Raw genomic sequence first — 24,800 nt, 5'->3', positions numbered from 1 at the left:
GCCGGCGGCCGCCGGCGCCCCCGGTTGCCGACCCCCGGCGGCCCACCTAGCGTTCCCAGCAGGTCGAGAACTGCGGCCGTCGAGCCCGCACGAGCGCGGTGGGACCACCGATCGGGAGAACGCTGTGACACAGAGCACGCGACAGGGTGCGTCGGGGACGCCGGGCGCCGGACGGCTCACGGCCGCCCAGTACCAGCCGTCCGCCGGGCAGATCACCGCCGCGGTCGTCGGCACCGCCTACGTGGTCGTCGGACTGCTCGGCTTCATCTCCACCGGCGCCTCCGACTTCGCCGGTCACGACCCCTCCCACCAGATCGCCGGGATCACGGTCAACCCGCTGCACAACGTCGCCCACCTGCTCGTCGGCGGGCTGGGGATGGTGGCCCTGGTGAGCGCCAAGCTGGCGCGCCTGTACGGCCTGGTGCTGCTCGTGGGCTACGGCGCCCTCTTCGCCTGGGGCCTGGCCGTCGCCGACGGGCCGAACATCCTCAACCTCGACCAGGGCGGCAACGTCCTGCACGCCGCCACCGCCCTGGTGGGCCTGCTCATCGCCCTGCTGCCCACCGGCCGCAACCGCGCCGACTCCTCCCAGGGCGAGCGCTGACGCCTCACCGCGCCCGACGAGCGGAACCCCCGCGGGCGGGCCAGGCTGGGGGCATGAGCACTCCTGGAGACGAGCAGGACCCCGACCTGGTGCAGGACCCCGACGGCGACCCCGGTCAGCTGAACCCCCGCGACCTGCGCGGGGTGGCCACGGGCGACGGCGCGCAGGACGAGGGCGAACCCGACGCCGACCCCGAGCAGCTGAACCCGCGCGACGAGCGCTGACCCCCCCTCGCGGCGGGCCACCCCACCGGGTGGCCCGCCGCGGTGCTGCGGGGAGCGCGCAGGAGAGGAGCGCAGCGGTGGAGGACGAGGTCGGCGGGGAGAGCGTCTGCTGGCTGGAGCGGGTCTGCCCCGCGTGCGGGCGGCTGGCCGAGGACCCGGCGGCGCGGGAGTGCCCGCGGTGCGCCCACGAGCTGCCCGCACCCTGAGACCGGCAGGGTCCGCCTCGCCGCCACCCGGCGTCGGCCTCGCCGACCGTCTCCACCCCGCCGACGAGCAGGGCCGAGCGGGCCCTCGACGTGGTGAGCGCGGGCGGCGGCGCGCTCCGGCGCGGTGCGCGCTGGTGCAGCCGTCCACCAGGAGTTCCCGTGCCCGCTCCCACCACCGTCCTCGTCCACGGCGCGTTCGCCGACGCCGCCAGCTGCGCGCCGGTGACCGCCGAACTGCTCCAGCGGGTTTCACCGTCCGCGTCCCCCCGGTGGCGGGTCGCAGCCCGTCCGCGGACGCCGCCTACGTCCGCTCCTTCGCCGAGCAGATCGGAGGGCCGGTGCTGCTGGCCGGGCACTCCTGCGGCGGCGCCGTCATCACCGTCGCCGGTGCCGCCGAGAACGTCGTCGGCCTGGTGTTCGTCGTGGCGGACCAGGCCGTCGCGGGGCATCGTCTCCAGCGCCGACCACACCGTCAACCCCGAGGTCGAGCGGTTCGGCTGCACCCGCGCGCAGGTGCGCAGGACCGTCGAGATCGACGCTCCGCACCTGGTGGTGCAGGCCCACCCGGTCGACGTCGCCGACGCCATCGCCGGTGCGGCCGCCGAGGTCTCCTGACCGCCTGTCCGTGCCGCGGGGGCCGCCCGCACGGCCGGCCGGCAGTTCCGGGGTCGACCCCGGCGACGGGGTGTAACGACCGGGGGTGCTGTCGCGTCCTCCGACCGACGGAGCCGGGTGCGCAGTCAGCGCGACCGGACCTCCGCCCTGTTCCCGAGAGGGCACGCACCACCATGGACACCAAGCGCCTCGCCGCCACCCTGCTCGTCACCGCCGCCCTCGTCGGCGGCAGCGTCAGCGCGGCCACCGCCTCCGGCCCGGTCACCGGCACGGGCACCGGATCCGGCGCGAACGGCATCCCCGCCCACAGCGTCATCCACTTCGCCCACGGCGCCACCTCGGCCACCGTCTCCGGCGAGGTCGGCCCCGGCGAGGACGACCGCTACGTCTTCGACGCCAAGGCCGGCCAGATCGCCACCTTCCACCTGGCCCGCTCCACCAGCGCCCAGACCTGGACGCTGGTCGGCCCCTCCGGCCCGGCCGTGCACGATGCGCACAGCCGGCGCCAGAGCGACTTCACCTACCGCCTGCCCGAGTCCGGGCGCTACCACGTCGACATCGTCTCCACCCGCCCCTCCAGCTACCGCCTGCAGCTGTCCATCCCCGCCACCACCACGCCGGGCACCACGAAGAGCGCCAACCAGTCCGACGTCACCGTGACGCTGCCGACCACGGGGCTGTACCGCATCGACGTGAGCGACGCCGTCCACTCCGGCGCCCAGCAGCTGACGCTGAGCATCCGCCGCTGAGCGCACCCGCGCGAGGACCCGCGCGCGGGTCCTCGCGCGGCACCGCGGTTCAGGCGGCGAAGACGCGCACCTGGTTCTTGCCCGCCGCCTTCGCCGCGTACATCGAGACGTCCGCGTGCTGCACGACCTGCTCGGCGTCCTCGCCGGAGGCGCGGTGCGCCACGCCGATGCTCGCGCCGACCTGCGCCGGCCCGCCGGGCAGGGCGACGGGTTCGGCGACCGCCGCGACGAGCCGCTGCGCGAGGGCGCCGGCGTTCGCACCGTCCGTCTCGTGCATGAGCACGGCGAACTCGTCGCCGCCCAGGCGCGCGCACACGTCCGCCTCGCGCACCGCGGCCCGCAGGCGCACCGCCACGGTCCGCAGCAGCTCGTCGCCCGCGGCGTGGCCGCGGGCGTCGTTGACGCGCTTGAAGTCGTCGAGGTCGACGAAGGCGACGCTGAAGCGCGTCTCCGGTGCGCTCGCGGCCCGCTGCAGCGCCTCGGTGAACGCCGCGCGGTTGGCCAGGCCGGTGAGGGCGTCGGTGCAGGCCTGCTCGCGCAGGGCCCGGTGGGCCTCGCTGGTCACCAGCGCCAGCGCCACCTGCGTGAAGGCCGTGTGCATGGCGGGCACGCCCTCGGCGGCCGTGCGGTCGGGGGCGCCGCTGATGAGCCAGCTGCCGGACCGGGTCGGGTCCGGCATGGCGGTCCAGCGCCCGGGCCGGCCCGCGCAGGCGTCCAGCGACGGGGCGCTGAACGCCCGCGGCTGCGCGTCGGCGGGCGGCCGCTCGGGCAGCAGGACGTCGGGGAGCACGGCGGGCAGCTCCCGCTCCCAGGCGCCGATGGCGATGCGCACCACGGCGCCGTCGGCGGTGGCGTCCACCAGGGCGCTGGCCAGTCCCGGCGTGACCCGGGAGACGTCCCGCGCCGCCCGCTCGCCCAGGTCCAGGATCTGCTGCCGGTCGGTGGCGGTGAACAGGTCGCGGCCGAGCTCGCTGAGCACGGCGTCGCGCTGCTGGCCCTGCTCGCGGGCGAACAGCGCGTTCGCCAGGTGCCGCGCACCCACGGAGGTCACGAAGGCCAGCGGCAGGCAGCCCAGCACCGCGGCGGCGGGGACCGCTCCGTCGTGACCGGGCACCAGGTGCCACAGCTGCAGCCCTCCGGTGATCCCGGCCACCACGAGGGCGCAGTGCACCAGGACGCGGCGGCTGCTGCCGTAGACCGCGCGGAACCACAGCGCGGGGAAGGCGAAGCCGAACACGAGCATCGGCGGCGAGGCCAGCGCCACCGCAGCCCCCAGCAGCGCCGCCTCGGCGAGGTCACCGGCCGGCGTGGCGGTGCGGGTGGCGCAGCGGCGCACCCACAGCGCCGCCAGCAGCAGCACGCTGGTCCCGAACCCCGCCGAGGCCAGGGCCGAGCCGCTGTGCGCGATGGCGGGCACCAGCAGCACCGCCGACAGCAGCACGAGCAGGCAGTACAGCCAGCGGGTCTGCTCGACCAGCCCGTCCGGGCGCGCCCACCAGCGCCGCCCCGGCCCGCCGCGCGTCGCGGCCATCGACCCCACCACCCCCGCGGCGGCCGATCCGACGTCCCGCCGGGTCCCGTCGCTCTCGCGGGGCACCGGCCTCGCCGGTGGACGTCCCCGCACTGCTCATCGGCCGGTGGGAGCGCGCGCACCAGCGCCCGTCAGGGTGAGGGCGCCTCCTGCGGGCCGCCCGGCACCGCGGCCGGGCGGCCGAACCGCGCGGTGCAGTGCCAGACGCGCTTGAGGACCTGCGCGTCCTCCCGGCCGGCGCGGGCGGCGGCGCCGATGCACCGCGGGTCCAGCCGGCCGTCCACGGCGACCCGGGCGGCGGCCTCGACGACCTCGCGGCCGCGGTACCCGGGGTGCCGGGAGACCTCGTCGACGGTGGTGCGGAAACCCGGGTGCCAGAGCACCGGCACGCCCAGCAGGTGCGCGTCGTCCTCGACCTCGCCGCCGCGGTAGCAGGGGTCCAGGACGACCGCCTCGACGTCGCGCCCGAGCAGCACCCCGCCGTGGACGTGGGCCTCGACGTAGTCGTCGAGCGGGTCCCGCGCGCCGGCGTCCGCGTCGGCGAGGCCGGTCAGGTGCTGGTGCTCGGCGGTGCCGACGTCGACGGGGTCGGCGGCGCTGTCGGGGTAGCAGAACGTGGTGCGCGCCAGCGAGGCCGCGTCCAGGCGCAGGAACGCCGAGCCGAAGCGGGGGGAGCCGCCCGTGGGCCGGCGGCGGTGGTCCAGCGACCCGTAGACCGGGCGCTCGGCGGCCGGTGCGCCGTCGTAGGCACCGCCGAACAGGCGGCTCTCCCAGCGCCAGCGGTCCCCGCCGGGGTGGGCGGTGAGCCCGCCGTTGCCGGTGCCGGTCTCGAACTGCGAGCGGTAGCGGCCGTCGGCGGCCATGCGGCGCAGGATCGGCTCCCCGCCCGCGGCGGACCCCCTGCCGGGCACGAGGCGGTCGGGGTGGAAGTGCAGCGTCACCCGCCAGGACGGGTCGACGGGTCCGCCGCGGGCCGACGCGCCGACGTGCGCGAGGGCCCGCGCGGCGCTGGGGGCGAGCGGGACGGCGGGCACGGCGGGCACGGCACCAGCCTGCCCGAGCGGACCGGACCTCGTCCTCCGGCACCGTCCCGCCCACCGACCCCGTGTCGGAGCGGTGCGCCACCATCGGAGCCCGGTACCCGAGCGGCGGGAGGACGACGGTGAGCCAGGCGGTGGACCAGACGACGGGCACGGCGAGCGCGACGGGCGCGGCGGTGGGCACGAGAGTGCAGGTGGTGTTCGACGCGGCGGACCCCCACCGGCTGGCCGCCTTCTGGGCGCAGGCGCTGCGCTGCGAGCGCGAGGACCACCACGACGTCGTCGAGCACCTGGTGCGCTCCGGCCGGCTGCCGGCGGAGGGGGTGGTCGAGGTCGCCGGCCGCAAGGCCTTCCGCGACGTCGCCGCCTGCCGCTCCACCACCGGCGGCCCCCGGTTGTTCTTCCAGCGCGTGCCCGAGCCCAAGACGGCCAAGAACCGCGTCCACCTGGACCTGCAGGTCGGCGAGCAGCGGCGCGAGGCCGAGGTGGAACGCCTGGTGGCCCTCGGCGCGAGCGTGCTGTGGACCACCTCGGACCGGGGCCCGGTCACCACCACCCTGCGCGACCCGGAGGGCAACGAGTTCTGCGTCAGCTGACGCGGAACCCCGCGTCAGCCGGCGCGCGGGCCACCCGACCGGTGGGCAGGGCACCGCGCGCACCGCGAGCGCACCCGCCGGTGTCGCCGCCGCCCTGATCCACCCCAGCGGCTGCAACGACTCCCGCACCACCGCGGCGGCCCGCGGGCGCAACCGGCGCTCGTCGTCGTGCACCGCCACCACCGCCGTCACCGCGCCCCGCTGCGCCTGCACCAGCGCGCCGCACAACTCCGCCGCGCCCACCACGGCCCTCGCGGCACCCTGCCCACCGGTCGGCGGGACGGCGTGCACCGCGTCACCCAGCCCGCTCACCCGCGTCGCCGGCCACGGGGCGATGCCGTCGGGGTCGGCGGCGCTGGAGCGGAAGGCGGCCACCCCGGCCGGGCCGGCCCGCTCGACCACCGCGCGCAGCGCCTGCGACCAGCCCCGCTCGGCCAGCACCGCTCCCGCCACCCGCCGCACCTGCGCGCCGGGCCGCTCGCGCAGCCCCGGCGGCAGGGCCTGCTCCAGGGCGATGACGCCCCAGACCACCTGCGCGCTGCGCGTGGCGGCCAGGGTCGTCCCGGTGCGCACCGGGCTGTCGCGCACCGGGTCGTGCAGGGCGAGGTGCAGGCCGCTGCCGCCGGGCCCGACGCGAGCACCGAGCCGGCCGCCACGAGGTGGCGCGCCCGCTGCGGCAGCACCTCGGCCGCCGTCCGGCCCGCGATGCCCGCCAGCCCCGTCGGCCGCGCGGTGGGCCGCCCGGCGAGCGCGGCGGCGATGGGCGACCCGGTCCCGTCCGCGGCACAAGGACGTCGGGCTCCAGCACGGACCCGTCGTCCAGCTGCGCGTGAACCGCCTCGCCGCGCCGTCAGCGCCGGCTGCGCCAGGTGCAGGCGGTACCCGCCCGTGCGGGCCGGGTCCGCGTCGCGCTCGACCACGACGACGTCCACCCCGGCCCGCTCGGGGACCAGGCTGGCCGCCGCCGCCTCGGGCGCCAGCGCACCGACCGCGGGTGCGTCACGAGCGGGTGCGTCACGACCACGGCCCGGCCGCCGGTCCGCACGGCACGGACGCGGGACGGGTCCCGGGTCAGCGGCGCCGCAGCTGCCGCGCCCGCCGCACGAGGTCGGCGGCCGCCTCGTCCCAGGTGGGGTGCGTGAAGGTGAACCCGGCCTCCAGCAGGCGGGCGGGCACCACGCGGCGGCTCTTCAGCAGCAGCTCGGTGTCGGTGCGCAGGGCCAGGGCCCCGGCCTCGGCCATGAGGCGGGTCGCGGGCAGGCCGAGGCGCCGGCCCCAGGCGCCGCGCAGGGACCGCATCAGCTCGCCCTGGGGTACGGGTCCGGGGGCGGCGAGGATGAACGGCCCGTCGAGGTCGTCGCGCTCGAGCAGGAACAGCACGGCGCGCACGAAGTCCTCGCCGTGGATCCAGGAGACGTGCTGGCGCCCGCCGGCGACGGGACCGCCCAGACCGAGGCGGGCCATCCACGACAGGTAGTCGAAGACGCCGCCGCGGTCGGGGGTCATGACCATCGCCGTGCGCAGCGCGACGCGGCGCGTGGCGGGGGTGTCGGCCTGCGCCTGCGCCTGCTCCCAGCGGCGGGCGATGCGGACGCTGTACTCCCAGTACAGCGGGACGTCGGGTTCCTCGCCGCCGAGGACTCCGTTCGCCTCGTCGTGGGGCAGGCCGTCGCCGCGGCTGCGGGCGTCGGCGTAGATCGTGGCGGTGCTCATCTGCACCCACGTCCTCGGCGGCCGCTGCGCGCGGGCGATCGCCGCTCCGACCGCACGGGTGGACTCCACGCGCGAGTCCATCATCTGCCGCAGGTTGGCGTCGGTGTAGCGGCAGCTGACGCTGCGCCCGGCGAGGTTGACGACCGCGTCGGCGCCGTCGAGCTCCGCCGCCCAGGCCCCGAGGGTCCGGCCGTCCCAGACCACGTGCCGCACACCGTCCTCGAGGCGCTCGGGCCGGCGGCTGAGGACGGTGACCTCGTCGCCGCGCTCCAGCAGCGCGCGCCGCAGCACGCCGCCGACCTGACCCGTGCCGCCGGGGAGGACGATCTTCATCCCGGCAGCGTAGGGCGCCCGCCTCCGCTGCGGGCGCCGGTGCTCAGGTCCCGCAGAAGGTCCGGTAGGCGCCGAAGTCCTCCGGGGCCGGTGCGGCGTAGCGCTCCAGGCCGGGGCGTTCGTCGAAGGGGGCGCTGACGACCTCCAGCATCCGCAGGAAGGGGGCGGTGTCGCCCTCGGTGGCGGCGGTCAGGGCCTCCTCGACGAGGTGGTTGCGCGGCACGTAGACCGGGTTGACCCGGTCCATCCCCGCCGCGTCCGGCTCCAGCGCCCGCCAGCGCGCCAGCCAGGCGTCGACGGCGCCGGGGTCGGGCAGCAGCCGGTGCACCGGGGCGGCGTCCCCGCGGGCGGCGGCGGCCAGCGCCCGGAAGGAGGAGGTGAAGTCGGCGCGGTGGACCGCCAGCAGCTCCAGCAGCTCCTCGGCCAGGGCCGTGACCGCGGCGGGGCCGCCGGGGGCCGACGGGTCCTCGCGGTCAGGCCGCGCCGCCAGCCCCAGCTTGGCGCGCACGCCCTCGGCCCAGGCGCCCCGGTAGCGCTCGGGGAAGGTCCCCAGCGCCTCGGTGGCCAGGCGGACGGCCTCGTCCTCGTCCTCGTGCAGCAGCGGCAGCAGCGCCTCGGCGAGGCGGGCGAGGTTCCACTGGGCCACGGCGGGCTGGTTGCCGTAGGCGTAGCGCCCGCCGTGGTCGATGGAGCTGTAGACCGTCGAGGGGTCGTAGGCGTCCAGGAAGGCGCACGGGCCGTAGTCGATCGTCTCGCCCGAGATCGTCGTGTTGTCGGTGTTCATCACCCCGTGCACGAACCCCACGAGCATCCACCGGGCCACCAGCGAGGCCTGCGCGGCCAGCACCGCCTCGAACAGCGCCAGGTACGGCTGCGGGGCGCGGGCGGCGCCGGGGTGGTGGCGGGAGATCGCGTGGTCGGCCAGGCGGCGCAGCAGGTCCAGGTCGCCGGTGGCGCGGGCGTACTGGAAGCTGCCGACGCGCAGGTGGCTGGCGGCCACGCGGGCCAGCACGGCACCCGGCAGCGGCGTCTCGCGCTGCACGGTGCGTCCGGTGGCCACCACCGCCAGGGAGCGGGTGGTGGGGATGCCCATCGCGTGCACGGCCCGGCTGACCAGGTGCTCGCGCAGCATCGGCCCGACCGCGGCCAGGCCGTCGCCGCCGCGCGCGAACGGGGTGCGCCCGGAACCCTTCAGGTGCAGGTCGCGCAGGCGGCCGTGCGCGTCGACGAGCTCGCCGAGCAGCAGCGCGCGCCCGTCGCCCAAGCGCGGGGAGAACCCGCCGAACTGGTGGCCGGCGTAGGCCTGCGCCACCGGCGCCGCGCCCGCGGGGACCGACCGGCCCAGCAGCAGCTGCACGCCGTCGGGGCTGCGCAGCCAGGCCGGGTCGAGGCCGAGCTCGGCGGCCAGCTGCTCGTCGAGCACGAGCACCCGGGGATCGGGGGCCGGCGCGCCCTGCCAGGGGATCGCCATCTCGGGCAGCTCGCGCGCGAAGCGGTCGTCCAGACCACCGTCGAGGCTGGTGCGCAGGGCGGTGGCCGGTGGGTGTGCGACGCTCACCCCGTCGAGGCTACGTCGCTGCGGGTGCGGCGGCGAGCGCACCGACGTAGGCGGCCAGGTGCTCACCGGTGAGGGTGGAGCGGGCGGCCACGAGGTCGGCCGGGGTCCCCTCGAAGACGACCCGGCCGCCGTCGTGGCCGGCCCCGGGCCCGAGGTCGATGACCCAGTCCGCGTGCGCCACGACCGCCTGGTGGTGCTCGACGACGAGCACGGAGGTCCCGGCGTCGACGAGGCGGTCCAGCAGGCCCAGCAGCTGCTCGACGTCGGCCAGGTGCAGCCCGGTGGTCGGCTCGTCGAGGACGTAGACGCCCCCGGCCTGGCCCATGCGGGTGGCCAGCTTCAGCCGCTGGCGCTCGCCGCCGGACAGCGTGGTGAGCGGCTGGCCGAGGTGCAGGTAGCCCAGCCCCACGTCGGCGAGCCGGTCCAGGACGGCGGCGGCGGCCGGCACGCGCGAGGGGCCGGCGGCGAAGAAGGTGCTCGCCTCGGTCACGGACATGGCGAGGACCTGGCTGATGTCCTTGCCGCCGAGCAGGTGGGTGAGGACCTCGGCCTGGAAGCGCCTGCCCTCGCACTCCTCGCAGGTGGTGGCGACACCGGCCATCACCGCCAGGTCGGTGTAGACGACGCCTGCGCCGTTGCAGGTGGGGCAGGCGCCCTCGGAGTTGGCGCTGAACAGGGCCGGCTTGACGCCGTTGGCCTTGGCGAAGGCCTTGCGGACCGGTTCGAGCAGCCCGGTGTAGGTGGCGGGGTTGCTGCGCCGCGAACCGCGGATCGGGCTCTGGTCGATCGAGACGACGCCCGCGGCGGCGGGGATCGAGCCGTGCACCAGGGAGCTCTTGCCGGAGCCGGCGACGCCGGTGACCGCGACGAGCACCCCGAGGGGGACGTCGACGTCCACGTCGCGCAGGTTGTGGGTGCTCGCACCGCGGATCGGCAGGGTGCCGGTGGGGGTGCGCACGACCGCCTTCGGGGCGGTCCGGTCCTCCAGGTGGCGGCCGGTGGTCGTGCCGCTGGTGCGCAGCCCCTCGACCGTGCCCTCGTAGCAGACGGTGCCGCCGGCCGCGCCGGCGCCGGGACCGAGGTCGACGACGTGGTCGGCGATCGCGACGACCTCCGGCTTGTGCTCGACGACGAGAACGGTGTTGCCCTTGTCGCGCAACCGCAGCAGCAGGTCGTTCATCCGCTGGACGTCGTGCGGGTGCAGGCCCGTGGTGGGCTCGTCGAAGACGTAGGTGACGTCGGTGAGGGGGGAGCCGAGGTGGCGGACCATCTTCACGCGCTGCGCCTCCCCGCCCGACAGGGTGCCCGCGGAGCGGTCCAGGGACAGGTAGCCCAGCCCGATCTCGGTGAAGGAGTCGAGGGTCTCGCGCAGCGTGGCGAGCAGGGGGGCCACGGACTCCTCGCGCAGTCCGCGCACCCAGGCGGCCAGGTCGCTGATCTGCAGCGCGCACGCGTCGGCGATGCTCCTGCCGTCGATCAGCGAGGAGCGGGCGGCCTCGTTGAGCCGGGTGCCGCCGCAGTCGGGGCAGGTGGTGAAGGTGACCGCGCGCTGCACGAAGGCGCGCACGTGCGGTTGCAGGGAGTCGACGTCCTTGGACAGCATCGACTTCTGGATCCTCGGCACCAGCCCCTCGTAGGTGATGTTGATGCCGTCGACCTTGATCTTCGTCGGTTCCCTGTGCAGCAGGTCGTGCAGCTCCTGCTCGGTGAACTCGCGGATCGGCTTGTCGGGGTCGAAGAAGCCGCAGCCGCTGAAGATGCGGCCGTACCAGCCGTCGGTGCTGTAGCCGGGGATCCGCAGGGCGCCCCCGTTGAGCGAGGCGCTGTCGTCGTACAGCTGGCTCAGGTCGATGTCGGAGACGGCTCCCATGCCCTCGCAGCGCGGGCACATCCCGCCGGTGGTGCGGAACTCGCGCCGCTCCTTGACCGTCTTCCCGCCCCGCTCGTAGGAGACCGCACCGGCCCCGCTCATCGAGGCGACGTTGAAGGAGAACGCCTGGGGCGGGCCGACGTGCGGCTGCCCGAGCCGGCTGAAGAGGATGCGCAGCAGCGCGTTGGCGTCGGTGGCGGTGCCGACGGTGGAGCGCGCGTTGGCGCCCATCCGCTGCTGGTCGACGATGATCGCGGTGGTGAGCCCCTCGAGGACGTCGACGTCGGGCCGCCCCAGCGTCGGCATGAAGCCCTGCACGAAGGTGCTGTAGGTCTCGTTGATCAGCCGCTGCGACTCCGCGGCGATGGTGCCGAACACCAGCGAGCTCTTGCCCGAGCCGGAGACGCCGGTGAACACCGTGAGCCGTCGCTTGGGGATCACGACGCTGACGTCGCGCAGGTTGTTCTCGCGGGCGCCGTGCACGCGGATCAGGTCGTGGCGGTCGGCGACCGGGGCCGCCGCCCGCCCGTCCGCCCCGGGGGACCCGCTCGTGCCCGCGGCCCCGCCCGTGGCCCTGCCCGTGGTCGTGCTCATCGCGTCCCCCTCGTCGCCGGCACCTCGTCGCGGGACAGCCTGGCACGCGGCACCGACAGGGCACGGGTGCCCGAGCGCGCGCATGGGCCGTGCGCGGACGGGGTACCGGGAGCGCTGGAAGGGTCCCGCCGCGGCGGGACCGCGTTGCGACCGGTTCGGCACCGCCGAGCCGGGGAGGAGGCGTCGTGAGCGTGGACCACTCGCGCACCCCGGTCCTGGAGGCCGTCGAGGCCTTCCACCGCCGCGGGGACGTGGTCTTCGGCCCGCCCGGGCACAAGCAGGGGCGGGGGGTCGACCCGCGCGTGCTGGAGCTGATGGGGGAGCGGATGTTCGCCTGCGACGTCCTCACGCTCAACGGCCTCGACGACCGGCGCGAGTCGCAGGGCGTGGTCAGCCAGGCCGAGGACCTCATGGCCGACGCGGTGGGTGCGGACACGACGTTCTTCTCCACCTGCGGCAGTTCCCTGTCGGTCAAGGCCGCGATGATCTCGGTGGCGGGGCCGGGGGAGAAGCTGCTGATCTCGCGCAACGCGCACAAGTCCGTCATCGCCGGCGTCATCGTCTCCGGGATCTCCCCGGTGTGGGTGCACCCGCACTTCGACGCCGACCTGCACCTGGCGCACCCGCCGGAGCCGGCCGACGTGCGCCGCGCGCTGGAGGCGAACCCGGACGCCAAGGGGATGCTGCTCATCACGCCCACCGACTGGGGCACCTGCGCCGACATCGCCGGCGTCGCCGCGGTCTGCCACGAGTTCGGCGTCCCGCTCGTCGTCGACGAGGCGTGGGGGGCCCACCTGCCCTTCCACCCCGACCTGCCCGCGTGGGGCGTGGACGCCGGCGCCGACGTGGTCGTCACCAGCGTGCACAAGATGGGCTCGGCGATCGAGCAGAGCTCGGTGTTCCACCTCAAGGGCGACCTGGTGGACCCGCAGGTGCTCAAGCAGCGCGAGGACCTGCTGGGCACCACCAGCTCCTCCCCGCTGGTGTACGCCTCCCTCGACGGCTGGCGCCGGCAGATGGTCGAGCAGGGCGAGCAGCTGCTGGGTGCCGCGCTGCAGCGCGCGCAGCGCGTCCGCGCCGCCGTGGACGGCATCGACGGGCTGGAGCTCATGGGCCGGGAGGTGGTGCGCCCGCAGGGCGCCTTCGACCTGGACCCCCTGGCGCTGACGATCGACGTGCGGGCGCTGGGCATCAGCGGCTACCAGGCCGGCGACTGGCTGCGCGCCGCCTGCCAGGTGGACGTGGGTTCCGCCGACGCCTGCCGCATCGGGGTGCGCCTGACGCACGCCGACGACGAGCGGACCGAGGCCGTCCTGCTGCGCTCGCTGCGGCGGCTGGCCGCCGAGGCGGACGGGATGGAGCGCCAGGCCCCCGCGAAGCTGCCGCAGCCGGGGCAGCTGGAGATGGAGAACGCCATGACCCCGCGCGAGGCGTTCTTCGCGCCCGTGGAGCAGGTGCCGGTGCAGGAGGCCGTCGGGCGCGTGGTCGCCGAGCTGGTCAGCCCCTACCCGCCCGGCGTGCCGGTGCTGGCGCCCGGGGAGGTGATCACGCAGGAGGCCGTGGACTACCTCGTCAGCGGCGTGGCCGCGGGCATGCTGATCCCCGACGCTGCCGACCCCGCGGTGCAGACCCTGCGCGTCGTCGCCGGCTGAGACCCCGCCGCCGCACCCGCCGGGTCCCGGGGTGCCGGGCCCGGTTGGTGCGCGCTGCGGGTGGGAACTACGGTTGGGCGGTCCTGGGCAGCAGGCCCCGGACCGTGGAACGCGTGTGGGCGCGGGTGGTGGCCGAGGTGGCGTGCAGCCGGCCGCGGGTCCACCCGCGGAGGGCGAAGGGCTGACGTCATGAAGATCCTGTCCATCCAGTCGGCGGTGGCCTACGGCCACGTCGGCAACTCGGCGGCCGTCTTCCCCCTGCAGCGCATCGGCGTGGAGGTCATCCCCGTCTACACGGTGAACTTCTCCAACCACACCGGCTACGGCGCCTGGCGCGGTCCGCTCATCGCCGCCGAGGACGTGCGCGACGTCCTCACCGGGGTCGAGGAGCGGGGGGTGTTCCCGCAGGTCGACGTCGTCCTGTCCGGCTACCAGGGGGGCGTCGGCATCGGCGACGTCATCGTCGACGCCGTCCGCCGGGTGAAGGCGGCCAACCCCTCGGCGCTGTACGCCTGCGACCCGGTGATGGGCAACGCCCGCTCGGGCTGCTTCGTCGCACCAGAGATTCCCGACCTGCTGCGCGAGCGGGTCGTGCCCGTCGCCGACATCATCACGCCCAACCAGTTCGAGCTGGGCTACCTCACCGGCACCGAGCCCTCGACGCTGGAGTCCACCCTGGCCTCCGCCGACCGGGCGCGGGCGATGGGCCCCTCGACGGTGCTCGTCACCAGCGTCGAGCGTCCCGACCGCGAGGAGGGCACGATCGAGATGCTCGTCGTCGACGACGCCGGCGCGTGGATCGTGCGCACCCCGATGCTGCCGTTCAAGGCGAACGGTTCCGGTGACGTCACGGCCGCGCTGTTCACGGCGCACTACCGCCGCACCGGTGACGCCGCCGACGCCCTGGCGCGCACCGCTTCCAGCGTCTTCGACCTCATCGAGACGACCTACCGCTCGGGGGAGCGGGAACTGCAGCTGGTCGAGGCGCAGGAGTCCTACGCGCACCCGCGCCTGCAGTTCACCGTCGAGCGCCTGCGCTGACCCGCCGCCGCGCGCTCGGCCGCGCGGTCGGCAGGCCCGACGGCGTCGCCGGAGGGCGCGCACGGCGAGGAGCACGGCGAAAACCACGAGCGCGCCCGCGGGTCGGTGCCGCAGGATGGGCGCCGATGAGCAGCACGCGCGACAGACCAGCGGTCCCCGAGGGGCCCACGACGCTCGATCCCCGGTTGCGCACCGCGGTCGACGCCAGCATCGGCTGGTACGAGGACCTGTGCGTTCTGCACGGCGTGGGATCCGTGCTCTCGCAGGGGGTGTGGAGCGCCGCGAGCGCACCACCGCCGCTGCACTCCGACGCCGTCGTGGTGGAACCGCGGGTGACGGCCGAGCACGTCGAGCAACGCCTCGCCGGCCGTGAGCACGCCGGCGTCAAGGACAGCTTCGGCGCCCTCGACCTGTCCGGCGCGGGCATGCGACCCCTGTTTTCCGCCACCTGGATCCACCGCCGACCGGCTGCAGCGCACGTCCGTGCCGCGGACGCCGGTCGCACCCCGTGGACGCCGGTGCGGACCCGGGAGCAGCTGGCGGAGTGGACCGCGCTGCACGACACCACCGGGGTCCTGCTCCCGGCCCTGCTGCAGCGCGGGCACTTCGCCGTCCTGGCCCGGCGGGTGGACGGGCGCATCGTCGCCGGAGCCGTCGCGCGCCTGGGCAGCGGCGCGGTCGACGTCTCCAACACCTACGCCGTTCAGGGCCACCGGCTGGACTGGGCGGAACTCGCCGGTGCCGTCGCGGCCCTGTTCCCCGCCCGCCCCCTGGTCGGCTACCAGCGCGGTGCGGACCTCGAAGCCGCCCTCGCCGGCGGCTTCGACGCGGTCGGCGACCTGCGCGTGTGGGTCCGCTGAACCTCGAGAACCGCCGGGACCACGGCGCCGCCGGCCCGGGCTCTCAGCCCGGCGCGATCCGGCGGCGCAGGACGGGTGCTCCCTCGCCGGTGAGGGAGTCGAGCGCCGCGCTTCGACCGGTGCCGGCCAGCAGCAGCGCCTGAGCGGTGCCGCGGACCACCGGCCCGCTGCCGTGGGCGAAGCCGACGTCGTCGGCCTCCAGGCGCAGACCCGTCAAGGCCCCCTTCGGGACCAGGCCCGCCGGAGCGGTCGCGAGGAACGTCAGCGCCTCCTGCAGCCGCGGTGCGGGGACGTCGCGGTGCAGGCCCAGCGGCCAGCGGATGTCCAGGCCGTGGACCAGCACGTCGACCAGCGGCGCCTGCGGGCCCGCTCCGGGCGGGGTGAAGCGCGAGCCGGCCTCGCGGGCCAGCACCTCCACGAGCTCGGCGAAGGGACGCCGCGCCAGTCGTCGGGTCACCCGCTCGCTGGCCCGGTCGAACCGGCCGCCGGCGGCGAGCACGGCCAGCACGAGCCGGGGAGTGCTCACCTCCAGGGGCATGACCAGGTGCGCGACGACGTCGTGGACGCTCCACGCCCGGCACAGGCTCCTCGCGGCTCGCTGCTGCGGGGTCAGGCCGGCGAGCTGCTCGGCCAGGGCCCGCCGCTCGTCGGCGATCTCCTCGAAGACGTCCACGGTCACGGCGCCGTGTCCGCGCCCGGGCGTGCGCGACGGAGCAGGCGCGCGGCGAGCCGGGACATGTAGAGGCCGTAGGAGGCCGTCGTCGCCGCCGCACCGACCGCCACCGCCCCCCACACGGGTGCCACCGGCAGGTCGGTGGCCAGGACCGCCACGATCCCGGCCACGGCGACCCCGCACAACCAGCTCGCCAGCCACACGTCGATGCGGCGGCGGAAGATGCGGGCCATGGGGTAGAAGTGCAGCCCCACGATCAGGGCGATGACCGGCAGGACGAGGTCCTGGTGCCCGGTGGCGTTCAGCAGGTCGGCCGCCACCACGATGGCCACCACCTCCAGGGCGAACACCAGGCCGAAGGCGCGTCCGCTGCGGCGCCGGTACTGCCGGTCCTGCTCGGGCGGCGGGCCGGCGAATGAGCCGCGGGCGCGGACCAGGCGCACGGCAGTGGCGGTGAACCAGGCCGCAGCGAGACCGCCGGCCGCCGTGATGGCCCAGCCGATCGCCCCCGGCCACGTCGAGAGCGTGTTGGCGGCCCAGGCGACGGTGAACACCGCCATGAGGACCAGGCCGGTGACGAGGCCCTCGACGGCCGCTCCGGCGGACACGCGGGTTGCAGTCACGATCGGTGACGCTACATCGCGGAAGCTGCGGGGAGCCGCTCCACGAGCGGCCGGCCCTCACCGCGGCCGGGCCGTGGACCGCACCTGCAGCTCCCGCAGCGGATCGCCACCGTCGACGAAGACCCGCCCACCCACGGCCAGCGCGGCAGCCAGGCGCCGCACGGCCACCTCGCCGGCAGCCGGGTGACGGCCGTCCAGCGCACCGACCCGCACGGCGACGACGAGGTCGAAGGGCGCCTCGCCCGGCTGCAGCACGAACGACTCCACCGCGACCTGGCGCACGTCCATGAGCCCCTCGGCGATCTCCGCCGCGCACGTCCGCCGCGCCTGCGCGATCGCCGCACCGGAGCGGTCGATGGCCAGCACGAACCCGCCCTCCAGCCTCCTGGCCACCGCGCGCGCCACCGCTCCCGGCCCGCACCCGACCTCCAGCACGCGGCACCCCGGTGCCAGCGGCAGGGCGTCCACCACCGCCGCCAGTCGCGCGGACAGCTCTGCGGCCACGAGCGCCACGGTAGCCGCGGTCCGCGCCCGCGTCAGCAGCCCGCCGGGGCCGCGAGCACCCCGGCCGCCGCCCTTCGAGCTTTCCCGTCGCTCAAGTCTTGCCTGTCAGGCAAGTGACGAGTAGCTTTCCTGTCAGGCAAGCACGAACCCGACCAGGGAGGAACCCCCGCCGTGGACGCTCGAGAAGCCCAGCAGGCCCTGACCCAGGCCGCCCAGCGCCGTCAGCAGACCATCACCGCCGGAACCGCTCCGTGGACCCGCGCCCAGGTGTGGAGCCTGTGCTCGTGCGCCCTGGCCCTGGGCGTGCTCACCGACGCGGGCATGATCTGGCTCTGGCTGCTCCTGGTGCTCACGGGTGTCGGCGTCGCCTGGCAGCGCGGGGTGCACCTGAAGCCCACGCGCGCCTCCGCGCGCTGGCGGGTCGCCCTGGCCGCCACCTTCGTGCCCGCCATCGCCCTGGACGTCGCCTTCCAGGCCGTCGCACGGGGTCTGGGCTGGCCGCTGCCGAACACCGTCGGCATGGTCGGCGCCTGCCTGGTCATCGCCACCCTCACCCGCGCGGTGCAGGCCCGGATGGTCGCGAGCCTGCACCCGTGAGCACCGCACCCGACGCCCAGCCCGACGCCCAGCCCGTCGCGCACGGCGACTCCGGCGGCACCGCGATCGACGAGTTCCTGCACACCCCGGCCCGCCTGAACATCTGCTCCCTGCTCGCCCCGGCGGACTGGGTCACCTTCTCCTTCCTGCGCGACACCATCGGCACCAGCGATTCCGCCCTGTCCAAGCAGGTGACCGCTCTGGAACAGGCGGGGTACGTCGAGGTCCGCAAGGAACGCGCCGTCCGTCGCCAGACCTCCGTGCGCCTCACCGAGGCCGGCCGCCGCGCCTTCGACGCCTACCTGGCCACCCTCGAACTCCTCGTCGCCCGGGCCCGCGGTGGCCTGTAGGGCACCCGCCGGGGACGTCGGAGCGGGCCCGGTGCCGGTGGCACCGGGAGGTGGCCCTCCTCCTCGAGGAGGAGGACCGATGCCCTCCGGTCTCGTCCTCCAGCACGTCCTCGCGCTGCGCGGACGCTCGTAGCGTCGCCGTCGGCGGGCTGGCGAACGTCGGCGCGATCGGGGACGAGGAGGGTGCATGATCACGGCAGAGGCGCTGACGAAGCGCTACGGGACGACGACGGCCGTGGACGAGTTGTCGTTCACCGCGCAGCCCGGGACGGTGACGGGGTTCCTGGGCCCCAACGGCGCGGGGAAGTCCACCACCATGAGGATGGTCCTCGGGCTGGAACGTCCGACGGCAGGGACGGTCACGGTCGACGGGCACCGGTACGCCGACCTGCCCGCGCCGCTGCACGCGATCGGCGCGATGCTCGACGCCCGCTCGGTGCACCCCGGTCGCACGGCCTTCCGCCACCTGCTGTCCCTGGCCCGCACCCACGGGATCCCGCGTTCCCGGGTGGACGAGGTCATCGGGTTGACCGGGCTGGAGCCGGTCGCCGGCAAGCGGGTCAAGGGCTTCTCCCTCGGGATGGGGCAGCGGCTGGGGATCGCGGGTGCGCTCCTGGGAGATCCCGCGACGCTGGTGCTCGACGAGCCGGTCAACGGCCTGGACCCCGACGGGGTGCTGTGGGTGCGCACGCTGGTGCGGGACCTGGCCGACGAGGGCCGCACGGTGTTCCTGTCCTCCCACCTCATGCACGAACTGGCGCTGTGCGCGGACCGGGTCGTCATCATCGGCCGTGGCCGGCTGCTGGCCGACGCCTCGATCCAGGAGATCCTGCACCAGTCCGAGAACGCGGGTCTGGTGCGTGTGCGCACCACCGGACCCGACGTCCTGGCGCGGGCGCTGGAGCAGCTCGGGGCCGACGTCGTCCCCCAGCAGGACGGTGCGCTGCACGTGCGGGGGGTCTCCGTCGAGGAGGTCGGGGCCGCTGCCGGCCGGGCCGGGGCGACGGTCCTCGAACTCGCCGCCGAGGTCGGCTCCCTGGAAGCGGCCTACCTGGAACTCACGAGCAGTTCCGTGCAGTACCACGCAGGCAACCACGCAGGCAACCACGCAGGCAACCACGCAGGGGGCTCCCGGTGAACGTGTCCGTGAGCCCCTCCGTGCGTCGTGCGCCCACGACGCACCCGGGTCCGTCCTTCGGCCGGGTCGTGGCCGCGGAGTGGACCAAGCTCCTCAGCCTGCGGTCCACGGTCGCGATCGCCGTGGCCACCGTGGCGGTGACCGGCGGCCTGACCTACCTGTTCGCCTCCGCCGCATCGGGCGACCCGGGATTCGTCCCGACCCGGAACCTCGCCGATGCGCTGCCGTTGGCGTTCTTGGGCCCGCTGGTCCTGGGGGTGCTCGTCGGGACCGGGGAGTTCAGCACGGGCACCTTCCGCTCGACGTTCGCCGCGGTGCCGCGACGGGTGCCGGTGCTGGCCGCGCAGGCCGTCGTCACGGCCGGGTTCGTGCTCGGGGTCGCCGTGCTGACCGTCGGTGCGGCCGTGTTGGGCATCCTGCCCGCGGCGGCGTCGCGGGACGTGACCCCCGACCTGGCCGGCGCCGGGGTCCCGCAGATCCTCCTGGGGTCGGTGGTCCACCTCGTCGGCACGGCTCTGCTCGGCCTGGCGATCGGGGCGCTGCTGCGCCGCCCGGTGCCCGCTCTGGTCACCGCGTTCGCCGTCGTGGTGATCGCGCCCCTCGTGCTGTCCCTCGCGGTGGACTTCGCCACCGGACCGCCGGTGGCCTCGACGTCGGGGACCACGCCCCCTGCGACGGCGGCGGTGAACACGGTGGAGACCTTCACGCCCGCCGGTGCCGGTGGGGTGCTGACGAGCCCGGGCGGCGGAGGGCTCGAGGGTGCTCCCGACCTCGGGATGCCGGGGGCGGCTGCGGTCCTGGCCGCTTGGGTCGCGGTTCCGCTGGCCGCTGCCGCGTACCGGCTGCGTCGTCGTGACCTCGCCTGAGGCCGGTGTGGAGAGCGGTGCGCCGGGCGGTGTGCAGGCGCGTCCGGTGGTCGCCGTGGTGCAGCGCGACGCGGTGACCCTGCCCCGGGTGCTGGCGGCGGAGTGGACGAAGCTCACGAGCCTGGCCTCGACGGCGTGGGTCGTCACCGGCACGATCGTCGCCGCGAGTTCGCTGGCGTTCTGCCTGAGCCTGTTCGCGGGGCTGGGGGACGCGGTGACCGGGACGTCCCTGGCCGCCTCCGGGAGCGTGCTCGCCCAGCTCGGACTGCTCGTCCTCGGCGTGCTGGTCGGGGCCGGGGAGTACGCCACCGGCACGTCCCTGTCGACGTTCGCGGCGGTGCCCCGCCGCCTGCCGGTGCTCGCGGCGCAGGTCGTCCTGACCGCGGCGGTGGCGCTGGTCACCGCGGTGGTGGCCCTCGCGGCGTCGGTGCTCGTGACCACCGCCGCGCGCACCGGTGCCGGTGCCTCCTGGGAGCTCGCGGACCCGGCGACCCTGCGCGCTGCTGCGGGGTACGTGCTGTTCCTGACGGGTGTCGCGGTGCTCGGGGTCGGCCTGGGGGCGCTGCTGCGCCGGCCGCTGGCCGCACTGTCCACCGGCGTGGTGCTGTTCGTGATGGTCGATCAGGTGCTGGCCGCCAACCCCGGGCGGGTGACCGACGCGGTCCGGGCCCTGCTGCCGGGCAGCGGCACCCGCCTGTTCGCCGACGACGCCCAGCTCGCCGCTTTGGCCGGTGGTCACGGTCCCGACCTCGGGGCGTGGGGCGGTGGGCTGGTCCTGGGCACCTGGTGCGCAGTGCTGGTCCTCCTCGCCGGGTACCGGCTCGTCCGCCATGACATCACGTGACCGCTGGCTCCCGATCGGGCCCGGTGGCGACCGGTGGGAGAGTGTGGAGGTGACCACACCGCACGTCGGCCACGCTGAGCGGACCAGCGGCCCGCCGACCTCCACCGCACCGCACGTGCAGCGGCAGACGACGTCCGGCCGGCTCCTGGCCGCCCACCCGTGGATCGCGCACGCGCTCCTGGCCGCGGTGGTGCTGCTGCTCGGGACGTCCACCGCGGTCCTCGCCTCGGAGACGGTGCGGGGAGCCACGGCCCTCGGGCTGTTCGCGCCCGGTGCTCCCGTGGAGGACCTCGTCGTGAGGACGTGGACGGCGGGGTCGGTGCTGGGAGCGCTCGTGCTGGTCGCCCGACGGTGGCGGCCGTTGACCGTCACGGCGGTGCTGACGGTCCTGGCGGTCCTGTCGCTGCGGGTGGCGGGGGTCCTGGGGGTGCTGGGGTTCTGCCTGGCGTGGGCGCTGCGCGCCGTGGCCGCCCGGCACAGCACCCGCACCGCGTGGATCACCGGTGCATCGGTGCTGGTCGTCGTGACGGTCGCCGTGTGGTGGTGGCAGGACATCGGGCTCGCCGAGATCGTGGCCTGGAACGGAGCTCACACCCTCATCCCGGTGGACGGCACCCCCGTGCAGCAGTTGACCGAGCCCGGGTTCTCGGCGGGGCGCCGGTCGCTGACGGTGGTGCTGCTGCTCACGCTGCTGGTGCTGGGCGGCGTGACCGGTGCCGGCGTGCGGGCCCGCCGCCTGCACCTGCACGACCTCGCCCTGCGGTACGAGGCGATGGCCCGCGAGCGCGACACCAGCGCGGCCCTGGCGCGCTCGGCCGAGCGCGCCAGGATCGCGCGGGAGATGCACGACATCGTCGCTCACAGCGTCTCGGTGATGGTGGCCCTCTCCGACGGTGCGGCCTCCGCCCTCGACCGTGCTCCGGAGGCTTCGCGCCGGGCCCTCGCCGAGTTGTCGACGACGGGCCGGGAGGCCCTCGAGGACATGCACAGCGTCCTGGGTTCACTGCGACCGGCCGATGCCGATGCCGATGCCGATGCCGTCGTCGAGCGCGGCGGAGCGGCGTTGCCGACGGCGCCGACGGAGACGGACCTGCGCGCGGTCGTCGAACGCTTCCGCGCCGCTGGTCTGCCCTTGACGACCAGCGGTCTCGAGACGCCGTTGCCGTCCGACACCGCGCTGCGCCTGGCCGTCGTGCGCATCGTCACCGAGGGACTGACCAACGTGCTGCGGCACGCGCCGGGAACCCCCTCCGCCGGTGTCGCGCTGCGGCGCACCGACACGGTCGTCGAAGTCGAGATCCTCGACGCCGGCGGCACTCGTGCGGGCAGCGGCAGCGGGACCCGTCGTGGGCTCATCGGCATGCGCGAACGCGCCGCGCTCCTCGGCGGCCAGGTCCAGGCCGGTCCCGGGGACGCGGGCGGCTGGCGCGTCCGCGTGGTGCTGCCGGCCGGCAGGTCGAACGAGGGGGACCGCGCGTGACGACCGTGCTGCTCGTGGACGACCAGGCCCTGCTGCGCATGGGCTTCCGGCTGGTCATCGAGTCCGAACCCGACCTCGAGGTGATCGGCGAGGCGGCCGACGGTGCCGTCGCGCTGGAGCAGGTCCGCGCGCTGGCCCCGGACGTCGTCCTCATGGACATCCGGATGCCCGGGGTGGACGGCATCGAAGCCACCCGGCGCATCGCAGCGGAGCACCCGACCTCGCGGGTGCTGGTGCTGACCACGTTCGACGTCGACGAGTACGCCTTCGCCGCGCTGCGGTGGGGGGCCAGCGGCTTCCTCGTCAAGAGCGCGAAACCGGCTGAACTCGTCGACGCGATCCGGGTCGTCGCCTCGGGCAGTTCCGTCGTGGCACCACGCGTGGTGCGGCGCATGCTCGACCTGTTTGCCCCGCAGTTGCCGACCACGGCGGAGCAAGCGCGCGACGACGGTCTGGACCCCCGGTTGCGGTCGCTGACACCGCGCGAGCTCGACGTCCTGCGGTGCATCGCCGAGGGGTTCTCCAACGCCGAGATCGCCGAACGCCTCGTCCTGTCCCTGACCACGGTCAAGACGCACGTGGGGAACGTCCTGGCCAAGCTGGGGCTGCGTGATCGGGTGCAGGCGGTCATCGCGGCCTACGAGTCCGGGCTCGTCGGGTCGAGCGAGCAGAAGGGCGGGCTCGCCTGATGGCGGGGTGCTCGCGGCTGGTGGCCGTCACCGCGGTCCTCGTGGTGGGCGGGTGCGGTGCCCCCTCCTTCGACGGGATGGTGCCCGCCCTCTCGCAGCCGCAGACCGAGCAGGACCGGCTGCCGACCGGTGAGGGCGGTGCGAGCGTCGAGGCCGTCGACGCCGGTTCGAGCAGGTACCTGGGAGGTACGCAGGTGGCCGAGTACTGGGTGGGGCTCGACGGCGAGGAGATCTGCCTCGTCCAGGCTCTGCGCGGGACCGGGACCGTGGGGTCCTCCTGCGCGGACGCCGAGACGTTCGAGCAGTCCGGCGTCTGGGTGAGCACGAGCTCCCTCGGCGTGTCGGCCACGGGGCTCCTGGTCCCCGAGGGGTTCGACCTGGCCGACGCCCCGGTGCAGGAGGAGTGGGTGGTGGTGAGCGAGAACCTGGCTGCTCCGGCGGACGAGGGGAGGCCGCAGACCTCGTCCGGGTGAGGGCGGTGACCGCTGCGCCGCGCTGAGCGAGGAGCGCACGGAGAGAAGCGCTGCTCCTCTCCGTGCGCTCCTCGCTCAGCGGCCGGCCGGGGGATCGCTTCCCCGACGTTCGTGGATGCTCGAGCTCAGCAGGCCAGGCCCTGGGTCAGGGCGCTGAGGTTCTCCCGCATGAGGCCGGGGTAGTCCTGGTCCTCGGTGACGCGTTCGACGGGGTGCAGCACAGAGGTCTGCACCCCCATGTCCTGGGCGAGGGTCTCGGCGACGGCCGGGCTGGTGGCTGCCTCGAAGAAGAGAGTGCGCACCCCGCGGCCGCTGACGGTGTCCACCACCTCGCGCAGGCGCGCGGGAGAGGGCTCGACGTGCGGGTCGATGCCGCTGATGCCCACCTGCTGCAGGTCGTAGCGCTGCGCCAGGTACCCGAAGGCCTCGTGCGCGGTGACGAGGGTGGCGCCGGCGCACGGGGCCAGGGCTGCGGCGTACTCCTGGTCCAGCGCGGTCAGCTCCTGGCCCAGTTCCTCCGCGTTGGCGGTGTACTGCTGGGCGCCGTCGGGGTCCAGGTCGGAGGCGGCGTCGGCCACCTGCCGGGTCAGCTCGGCCATGCGCGAGGGGTCCAGCCAGAAGTGCGGGTCGCCGTCGAGGTCGGCCAGCGGTGCCGCGTCGACCAACCGGTCCGGCGGCTGGGCTTCCAGGGCGTCGTCGACGGCCGGTTGCAGCCCGGACACGTGCACGACGAGGTCGGCCTCACCGAGCCGGCCGACCTGCTGCGCCGACAGGTCCAGGTTGTGGCTGTCCGCGCCGGGCGGGACGAGGTTGTCCACCTCGGCCCGACCGGCGGTGACCCGCTCGGCGACGTACTGCAGCGGGTAGGAGGAGACGGTCACCTGCAACTGCTCGTCGCCGGTCTCGCCCCCGGCCGAGCCGGTGCCGGCGCAGGCCGCGCTCACCAGCACCACGGTGGCGGCGGCGAGCAGACGCGGTGCGGCGTGCGGCTTCACGCGTTCGCGCCCTCGTCCTCGTGCTCGCCTTCGTGCTCGCCTTCGTGGTCGCCTTCGTGGTCGTGGTCGGTGTGCTCGTCGGCTTCGCCGCTGACGCCCTTGAGCTCGTTGGGCGTCACGCTCAGCCGGCCGCTGCGGTAGACCTCGCCGGTGGCGATGTCGACCGCGTGCACGGACTTGGTGGCCGGGTCGCTGACGTAGGCGGTGCCCTCCATGGTGAACACCTGCGGCTGGGGGGCCTGCCAGTCCTCCTGCACCTGCCAGGGGGCGATCAGGGGGGTGGAGCGGGTCAGGGTGGCGGTGGCGGTGTCGATCACGTGCAGGGCGCCGTCGGTGCCCAGCACGACCGCTTCGCCGTGCTGGCCGCGTCCGATGGAGCGGT

The 24,800-nt window shown here is 75.4% G+C and carries 25 protein-coding genes and 3 pseudogenes; 17 read left to right on the top strand and 11 right to left on the bottom strand.

Going from position 1 to position 24,800, the window contains the following annotated elements:
• Nucleotides 1–124: 124 nt before the first annotated feature.
• From ACRYM2_RS17590 to ACRYM2_RS17570, 5 genes and pseudogenes are all read left to right on the top strand, one after another.
• Nucleotides 125–604, top strand: coding sequence for a DUF4383 domain-containing protein (locus ACRYM2_RS17590; RefSeq protein ID WP_432523729.1), 480 nt, complete (start codon nucleotides 125–127; stop codon nucleotides 602–604).
• Between the two features lie 53 nt (nucleotides 605–657).
• On the top strand, nucleotides 658–828 hold the full coding sequence (locus ACRYM2_RS17585) for a hypothetical protein (protein WP_432523728.1): 171 nt from the start codon (nucleotides 658–660) through the stop codon (nucleotides 826–828).
• Between the two features lie 77 nt (nucleotides 829–905).
• On the top strand, nucleotides 906–1,034 hold the full coding sequence (locus ACRYM2_RS17580) for a hypothetical protein (RefSeq protein ID WP_432523727.1): 129 nt from the start codon (nucleotides 906–908) through the stop codon (nucleotides 1,032–1,034).
• A 159-nt stretch (nucleotides 1,035–1,193) separates the two neighbouring features.
• Nucleotides 1,194–1,649, top strand: a pseudogene (locus ACRYM2_RS17575) (alpha/beta fold hydrolase).
• A 173-nt stretch (nucleotides 1,650–1,822) separates the two neighbouring features.
• Nucleotides 1,823–2,398: a hypothetical protein gene (locus ACRYM2_RS17570; protein ID WP_432523726.1), complete on the top strand. Its 576-nt coding sequence runs from the start codon at nucleotides 1,823–1,825 to the stop codon at nucleotides 2,396–2,398.
• Nucleotides 2,399–2,447: 49 nt separating this feature from the next.
• Here the strand turns inward: ACRYM2_RS17570 and ACRYM2_RS17565 are convergent, their stop codons facing one another.
• Nucleotides 2,448–3,929 carry a diguanylate cyclase domain-containing protein gene (locus tag ACRYM2_RS17565; protein ID WP_432523725.1) on the bottom strand — a complete coding sequence of 494 codons (1,482 nt, stop codon included), beginning with the start codon at nucleotides 3,927–3,929 and terminating at the stop codon, nucleotides 2,448–2,450.
• A gap of 131 nt (nucleotides 3,930–4,060) precedes the next feature.
• Nucleotides 4,061–4,972, bottom strand: coding sequence for a DUF3626 domain-containing protein (locus ACRYM2_RS17560; protein ID WP_432523724.1), 912 nt, complete (start codon nucleotides 4,970–4,972; stop codon nucleotides 4,061–4,063).
• A gap of 119 nt (nucleotides 4,973–5,091) precedes the next feature.
• Here ACRYM2_RS17560 and ACRYM2_RS17555 point away from each other — a divergent pair, with 119 nt between their 5' ends.
• Nucleotides 5,092–5,565 carry a VOC family protein gene (locus ACRYM2_RS17555; protein ID WP_432523723.1) on the top strand — a complete coding sequence of 158 codons (474 nt, stop codon included), beginning with the start codon at nucleotides 5,092–5,094 and terminating at the stop codon, nucleotides 5,563–5,565.
• Between the two features lie 135 nt (nucleotides 5,566–5,700).
• Here ACRYM2_RS17555 and ACRYM2_RS17550 read toward each other — a convergent pair.
• From ACRYM2_RS17550 to ACRYM2_RS17535, 4 genes and pseudogenes are all read right to left on the bottom strand, one after another.
• Nucleotides 5,701–5,940 (bottom strand): annotated as a pseudogene (locus ACRYM2_RS17550) (FAD-dependent monooxygenase); the annotation flags it as partial.
• Between the two features lie 696 nt (nucleotides 5,941–6,636).
• Entirely contained in the window at nucleotides 6,637–7,611 is a 975-nt protein-coding gene (locus tag ACRYM2_RS17545) for an epimerase (protein ID WP_432523722.1), read from the bottom strand.
• Between the two features lie 43 nt (nucleotides 7,612–7,654).
• Entirely contained in the window at nucleotides 7,655–9,082 is a 1,428-nt protein-coding gene (locus ACRYM2_RS17540) for a protein adenylyltransferase SelO (RefSeq protein WP_432523731.1), read from the bottom strand.
• Between the two features lie 97 nt (nucleotides 9,083–9,179).
• Nucleotides 9,180–11,633 carry an ATP-binding cassette domain-containing protein gene (locus ACRYM2_RS17535; RefSeq protein WP_432523721.1) on the bottom strand — a complete coding sequence of 818 codons (2,454 nt, stop codon included), beginning with the start codon at nucleotides 11,631–11,633 and terminating at the stop codon, nucleotides 9,180–9,182.
• 191 nt (nucleotides 11,634–11,824) lie between these two features.
• Here ACRYM2_RS17535 and ACRYM2_RS17530 point away from each other — a divergent pair, with 191 nt between their 5' ends.
• The 3 genes from ACRYM2_RS17530 (at nucleotide 11,825) to ACRYM2_RS17520 (ending at nucleotide 15,186) form a co-directional block, all read left to right on the top strand.
• On the top strand, nucleotides 11,825–13,285 hold the full coding sequence (locus tag ACRYM2_RS17530; RefSeq protein ID WP_432523730.1) for an aminotransferase class I/II-fold pyridoxal phosphate-dependent enzyme: 1,461 nt from the start codon (nucleotides 11,825–11,827) through the stop codon (nucleotides 13,283–13,285).
• A 189-nt stretch (nucleotides 13,286–13,474) separates the two neighbouring features.
• Nucleotides 13,475–14,326 (top strand): pyridoxal kinase PdxY, encoded by an 852-nt coding sequence (gene pdxY, locus ACRYM2_RS17525; protein ID WP_432523720.1) that lies wholly within the window; start codon nucleotides 13,475–13,477, stop codon nucleotides 14,324–14,326.
• Nucleotides 14,327–14,451: 125 nt separating this feature from the next.
• A complete protein-coding gene (locus tag ACRYM2_RS17520) occupies nucleotides 14,452–15,186 on the top strand; it encodes a hypothetical protein (protein ID WP_432523719.1) in 735 nt (244 codons plus the stop codon).
• Between the two features lie 43 nt (nucleotides 15,187–15,229).
• Here the strand turns inward: ACRYM2_RS17520 and ACRYM2_RS17515 are convergent, their stop codons facing one another.
• Genes ACRYM2_RS17515 through ACRYM2_RS17505 form a run of 3 tightly spaced genes read right to left on the bottom strand, consistent with a single transcriptional unit; the run spans nucleotide 15,230 to nucleotide 16,986 of the window.
• Nucleotides 15,230–15,865, bottom strand: coding sequence for a maleylpyruvate isomerase family mycothiol-dependent enzyme (locus ACRYM2_RS17515; RefSeq protein WP_432523718.1), 636 nt, complete (start codon nucleotides 15,863–15,865; stop codon nucleotides 15,230–15,232).
• Nucleotides 15,862–16,482 carry a hypothetical protein gene (locus ACRYM2_RS17510; protein WP_432523717.1) on the bottom strand — a complete coding sequence of 207 codons (621 nt, stop codon included), beginning with the start codon at nucleotides 16,480–16,482 and terminating at the stop codon, nucleotides 15,862–15,864. Before ACRYM2_RS17510 ends, ACRYM2_RS17515 begins: the two co-directional genes overlap by 4 nt.
• A 57-nt stretch (nucleotides 16,483–16,539) precedes the next feature.
• A complete protein-coding gene (locus tag ACRYM2_RS17505) occupies nucleotides 16,540–16,986 on the bottom strand; it encodes an SAM-dependent methyltransferase (RefSeq protein WP_432523716.1) in 447 nt (148 codons plus the stop codon).
• 171 nt (nucleotides 16,987–17,157) lie between these two features.
• On the opposite strand from ACRYM2_RS17505, the gene ACRYM2_RS17500 reads away from it, so the two are divergent.
• From ACRYM2_RS17500 to ACRYM2_RS17465, 8 genes are all read left to right on the top strand, one after another.
• Nucleotides 17,158–17,583: a hypothetical protein gene (locus ACRYM2_RS17500; protein WP_432523715.1), complete on the top strand. Its 426-nt coding sequence runs from the start codon at nucleotides 17,158–17,160 to the stop codon at nucleotides 17,581–17,583.
• A complete protein-coding gene (locus ACRYM2_RS17495; RefSeq protein ID WP_432523714.1) occupies nucleotides 17,580–17,933 on the top strand; it encodes a winged helix-turn-helix domain-containing protein in 354 nt (117 codons plus the stop codon). The genes ACRYM2_RS17500 and ACRYM2_RS17495 overlap by 4 nt, the downstream gene beginning before the upstream one ends.
• A gap of 187 nt (nucleotides 17,934–18,120) precedes the next feature.
• Entirely contained in the window at nucleotides 18,121–19,071 is a 951-nt protein-coding gene (locus tag ACRYM2_RS17490) for an ABC transporter ATP-binding protein (protein WP_432523713.1), read from the top strand.
• 8 nt (nucleotides 19,072–19,079) lie between these two features.
• Nucleotides 19,080–19,937, top strand: a complete 858-nt coding sequence (locus ACRYM2_RS17485; RefSeq protein WP_432523712.1) for a hypothetical protein — start codon at nucleotides 19,080–19,082, stop codon at nucleotides 19,935–19,937.
• Nucleotides 19,924–20,781, top strand: coding sequence for a hypothetical protein (locus ACRYM2_RS17480; RefSeq protein WP_432523711.1), 858 nt, complete (start codon nucleotides 19,924–19,926; stop codon nucleotides 20,779–20,781). The genes ACRYM2_RS17485 and ACRYM2_RS17480 overlap by 14 nt, the downstream gene beginning before the upstream one ends.
• A 49-nt stretch (nucleotides 20,782–20,830) precedes the next feature.
• Nucleotides 20,831–22,261 carry a sensor histidine kinase gene (locus ACRYM2_RS17475; RefSeq protein WP_432523710.1) on the top strand — a complete coding sequence of 477 codons (1,431 nt, stop codon included), beginning with the start codon at nucleotides 20,831–20,833 and terminating at the stop codon, nucleotides 22,259–22,261.
• Nucleotides 22,258–22,950 (top strand): response regulator, encoded by a 693-nt coding sequence (locus ACRYM2_RS17470; RefSeq protein WP_432523709.1) that lies wholly within the window; start codon nucleotides 22,258–22,260, stop codon nucleotides 22,948–22,950. The genes ACRYM2_RS17475 and ACRYM2_RS17470 overlap by 4 nt, the downstream gene beginning before the upstream one ends.
• Entirely contained in the window at nucleotides 22,950–23,423 is a 474-nt protein-coding gene (locus ACRYM2_RS17465) for a hypothetical protein (RefSeq protein WP_432523708.1), read from the top strand. Before ACRYM2_RS17470 ends, ACRYM2_RS17465 begins: the two co-directional genes overlap by 1 nt.
• A 125-nt stretch (nucleotides 23,424–23,548) precedes the next feature.
• Here ACRYM2_RS17465 and ACRYM2_RS17460 read toward each other — a convergent pair whose 3' ends face one another.
• Nucleotides 23,549–24,418, bottom strand: a complete 870-nt coding sequence (locus ACRYM2_RS17460) for a metal ABC transporter substrate-binding protein (protein WP_432523707.1) — start codon at nucleotides 24,416–24,418, stop codon at nucleotides 23,549–23,551.
• Nucleotides 24,415–24,800, bottom strand: a pseudogene (locus ACRYM2_RS17455) (hypothetical protein); the annotation flags it as partial. The gene ACRYM2_RS17460 and the pseudogene ACRYM2_RS17455, both read right to left, overlap by 4 nt.

It is taken from the genome of Kineococcus aridisoli (assembly GCF_050871885.1).
GTDB lineage: Bacteria > Actinomycetota > Actinomycetes > Actinomycetales > Kineococcaceae > Kineococcus.
This window is presented reverse-complemented; position numbering and strand designations above follow the sequence as displayed.

Excerpts from the sequence above, each read along its gene's own strand:
- ACRYM2_RS17585 (WP_432523728.1), top strand. The coding sequence starts at position 658 with ATGAGCACTCCTGGAGACGAGCAGGACCCCGACCTGGTGCAGGACCCC.
- ACRYM2_RS17520 (WP_432523719.1), top strand. The coding sequence starts at position 14,452 with ATGAGCAGCACGCGCGACAGACCAGCGGTCCCCGAGGGGCCCACGACG.
- ACRYM2_RS17465 (WP_432523708.1), top strand. The coding sequence starts at position 22,950 with ATGGCGGGGTGCTCGCGGCTGGTGGCCGTCACCGCGGTCCTCGTGGTG.
- pdxY (WP_432523720.1), top strand. The coding sequence starts at position 13,475 with ATGAAGATCCTGTCCATCCAGTCGGCGGTGGCCTACGGCCACGTCGGC.
- ACRYM2_RS17540 (WP_432523731.1), bottom strand. The coding sequence starts at position 9,082 with ATGGCGATCCCCTGGCAGGGCGCGCCGGCCCCCGATCCCCGGGTGCTC.
- ACRYM2_RS17570 (WP_432523726.1), top strand. The coding sequence starts at position 1,823 with ATGGACACCAAGCGCCTCGCCGCCACCCTGCTCGTCACCGCCGCCCTC.
- ACRYM2_RS17545 (WP_432523722.1), bottom strand. The coding sequence starts at position 7,611 with ATGAAGATCGTCCTCCCCGGCGGCACGGGTCAGGTCGGCGGCGTGCTG.
- ACRYM2_RS17565 (WP_432523725.1), bottom strand. The coding sequence starts at position 3,929 with ATGGCCGCGACGCGCGGCGGGCCGGGGCGGCGCTGGTGGGCGCGCCCG.
- ACRYM2_RS17490 (WP_432523713.1), top strand. The coding sequence starts at position 18,121 with ATGATCACGGCAGAGGCGCTGACGAAGCGCTACGGGACGACGACGGCC.
- ACRYM2_RS17535 (WP_432523721.1), bottom strand. The coding sequence starts at position 11,633 with ATGAGCACGACCACGGGCAGGGCCACGGGCGGGGCCGCGGGCACGAGC.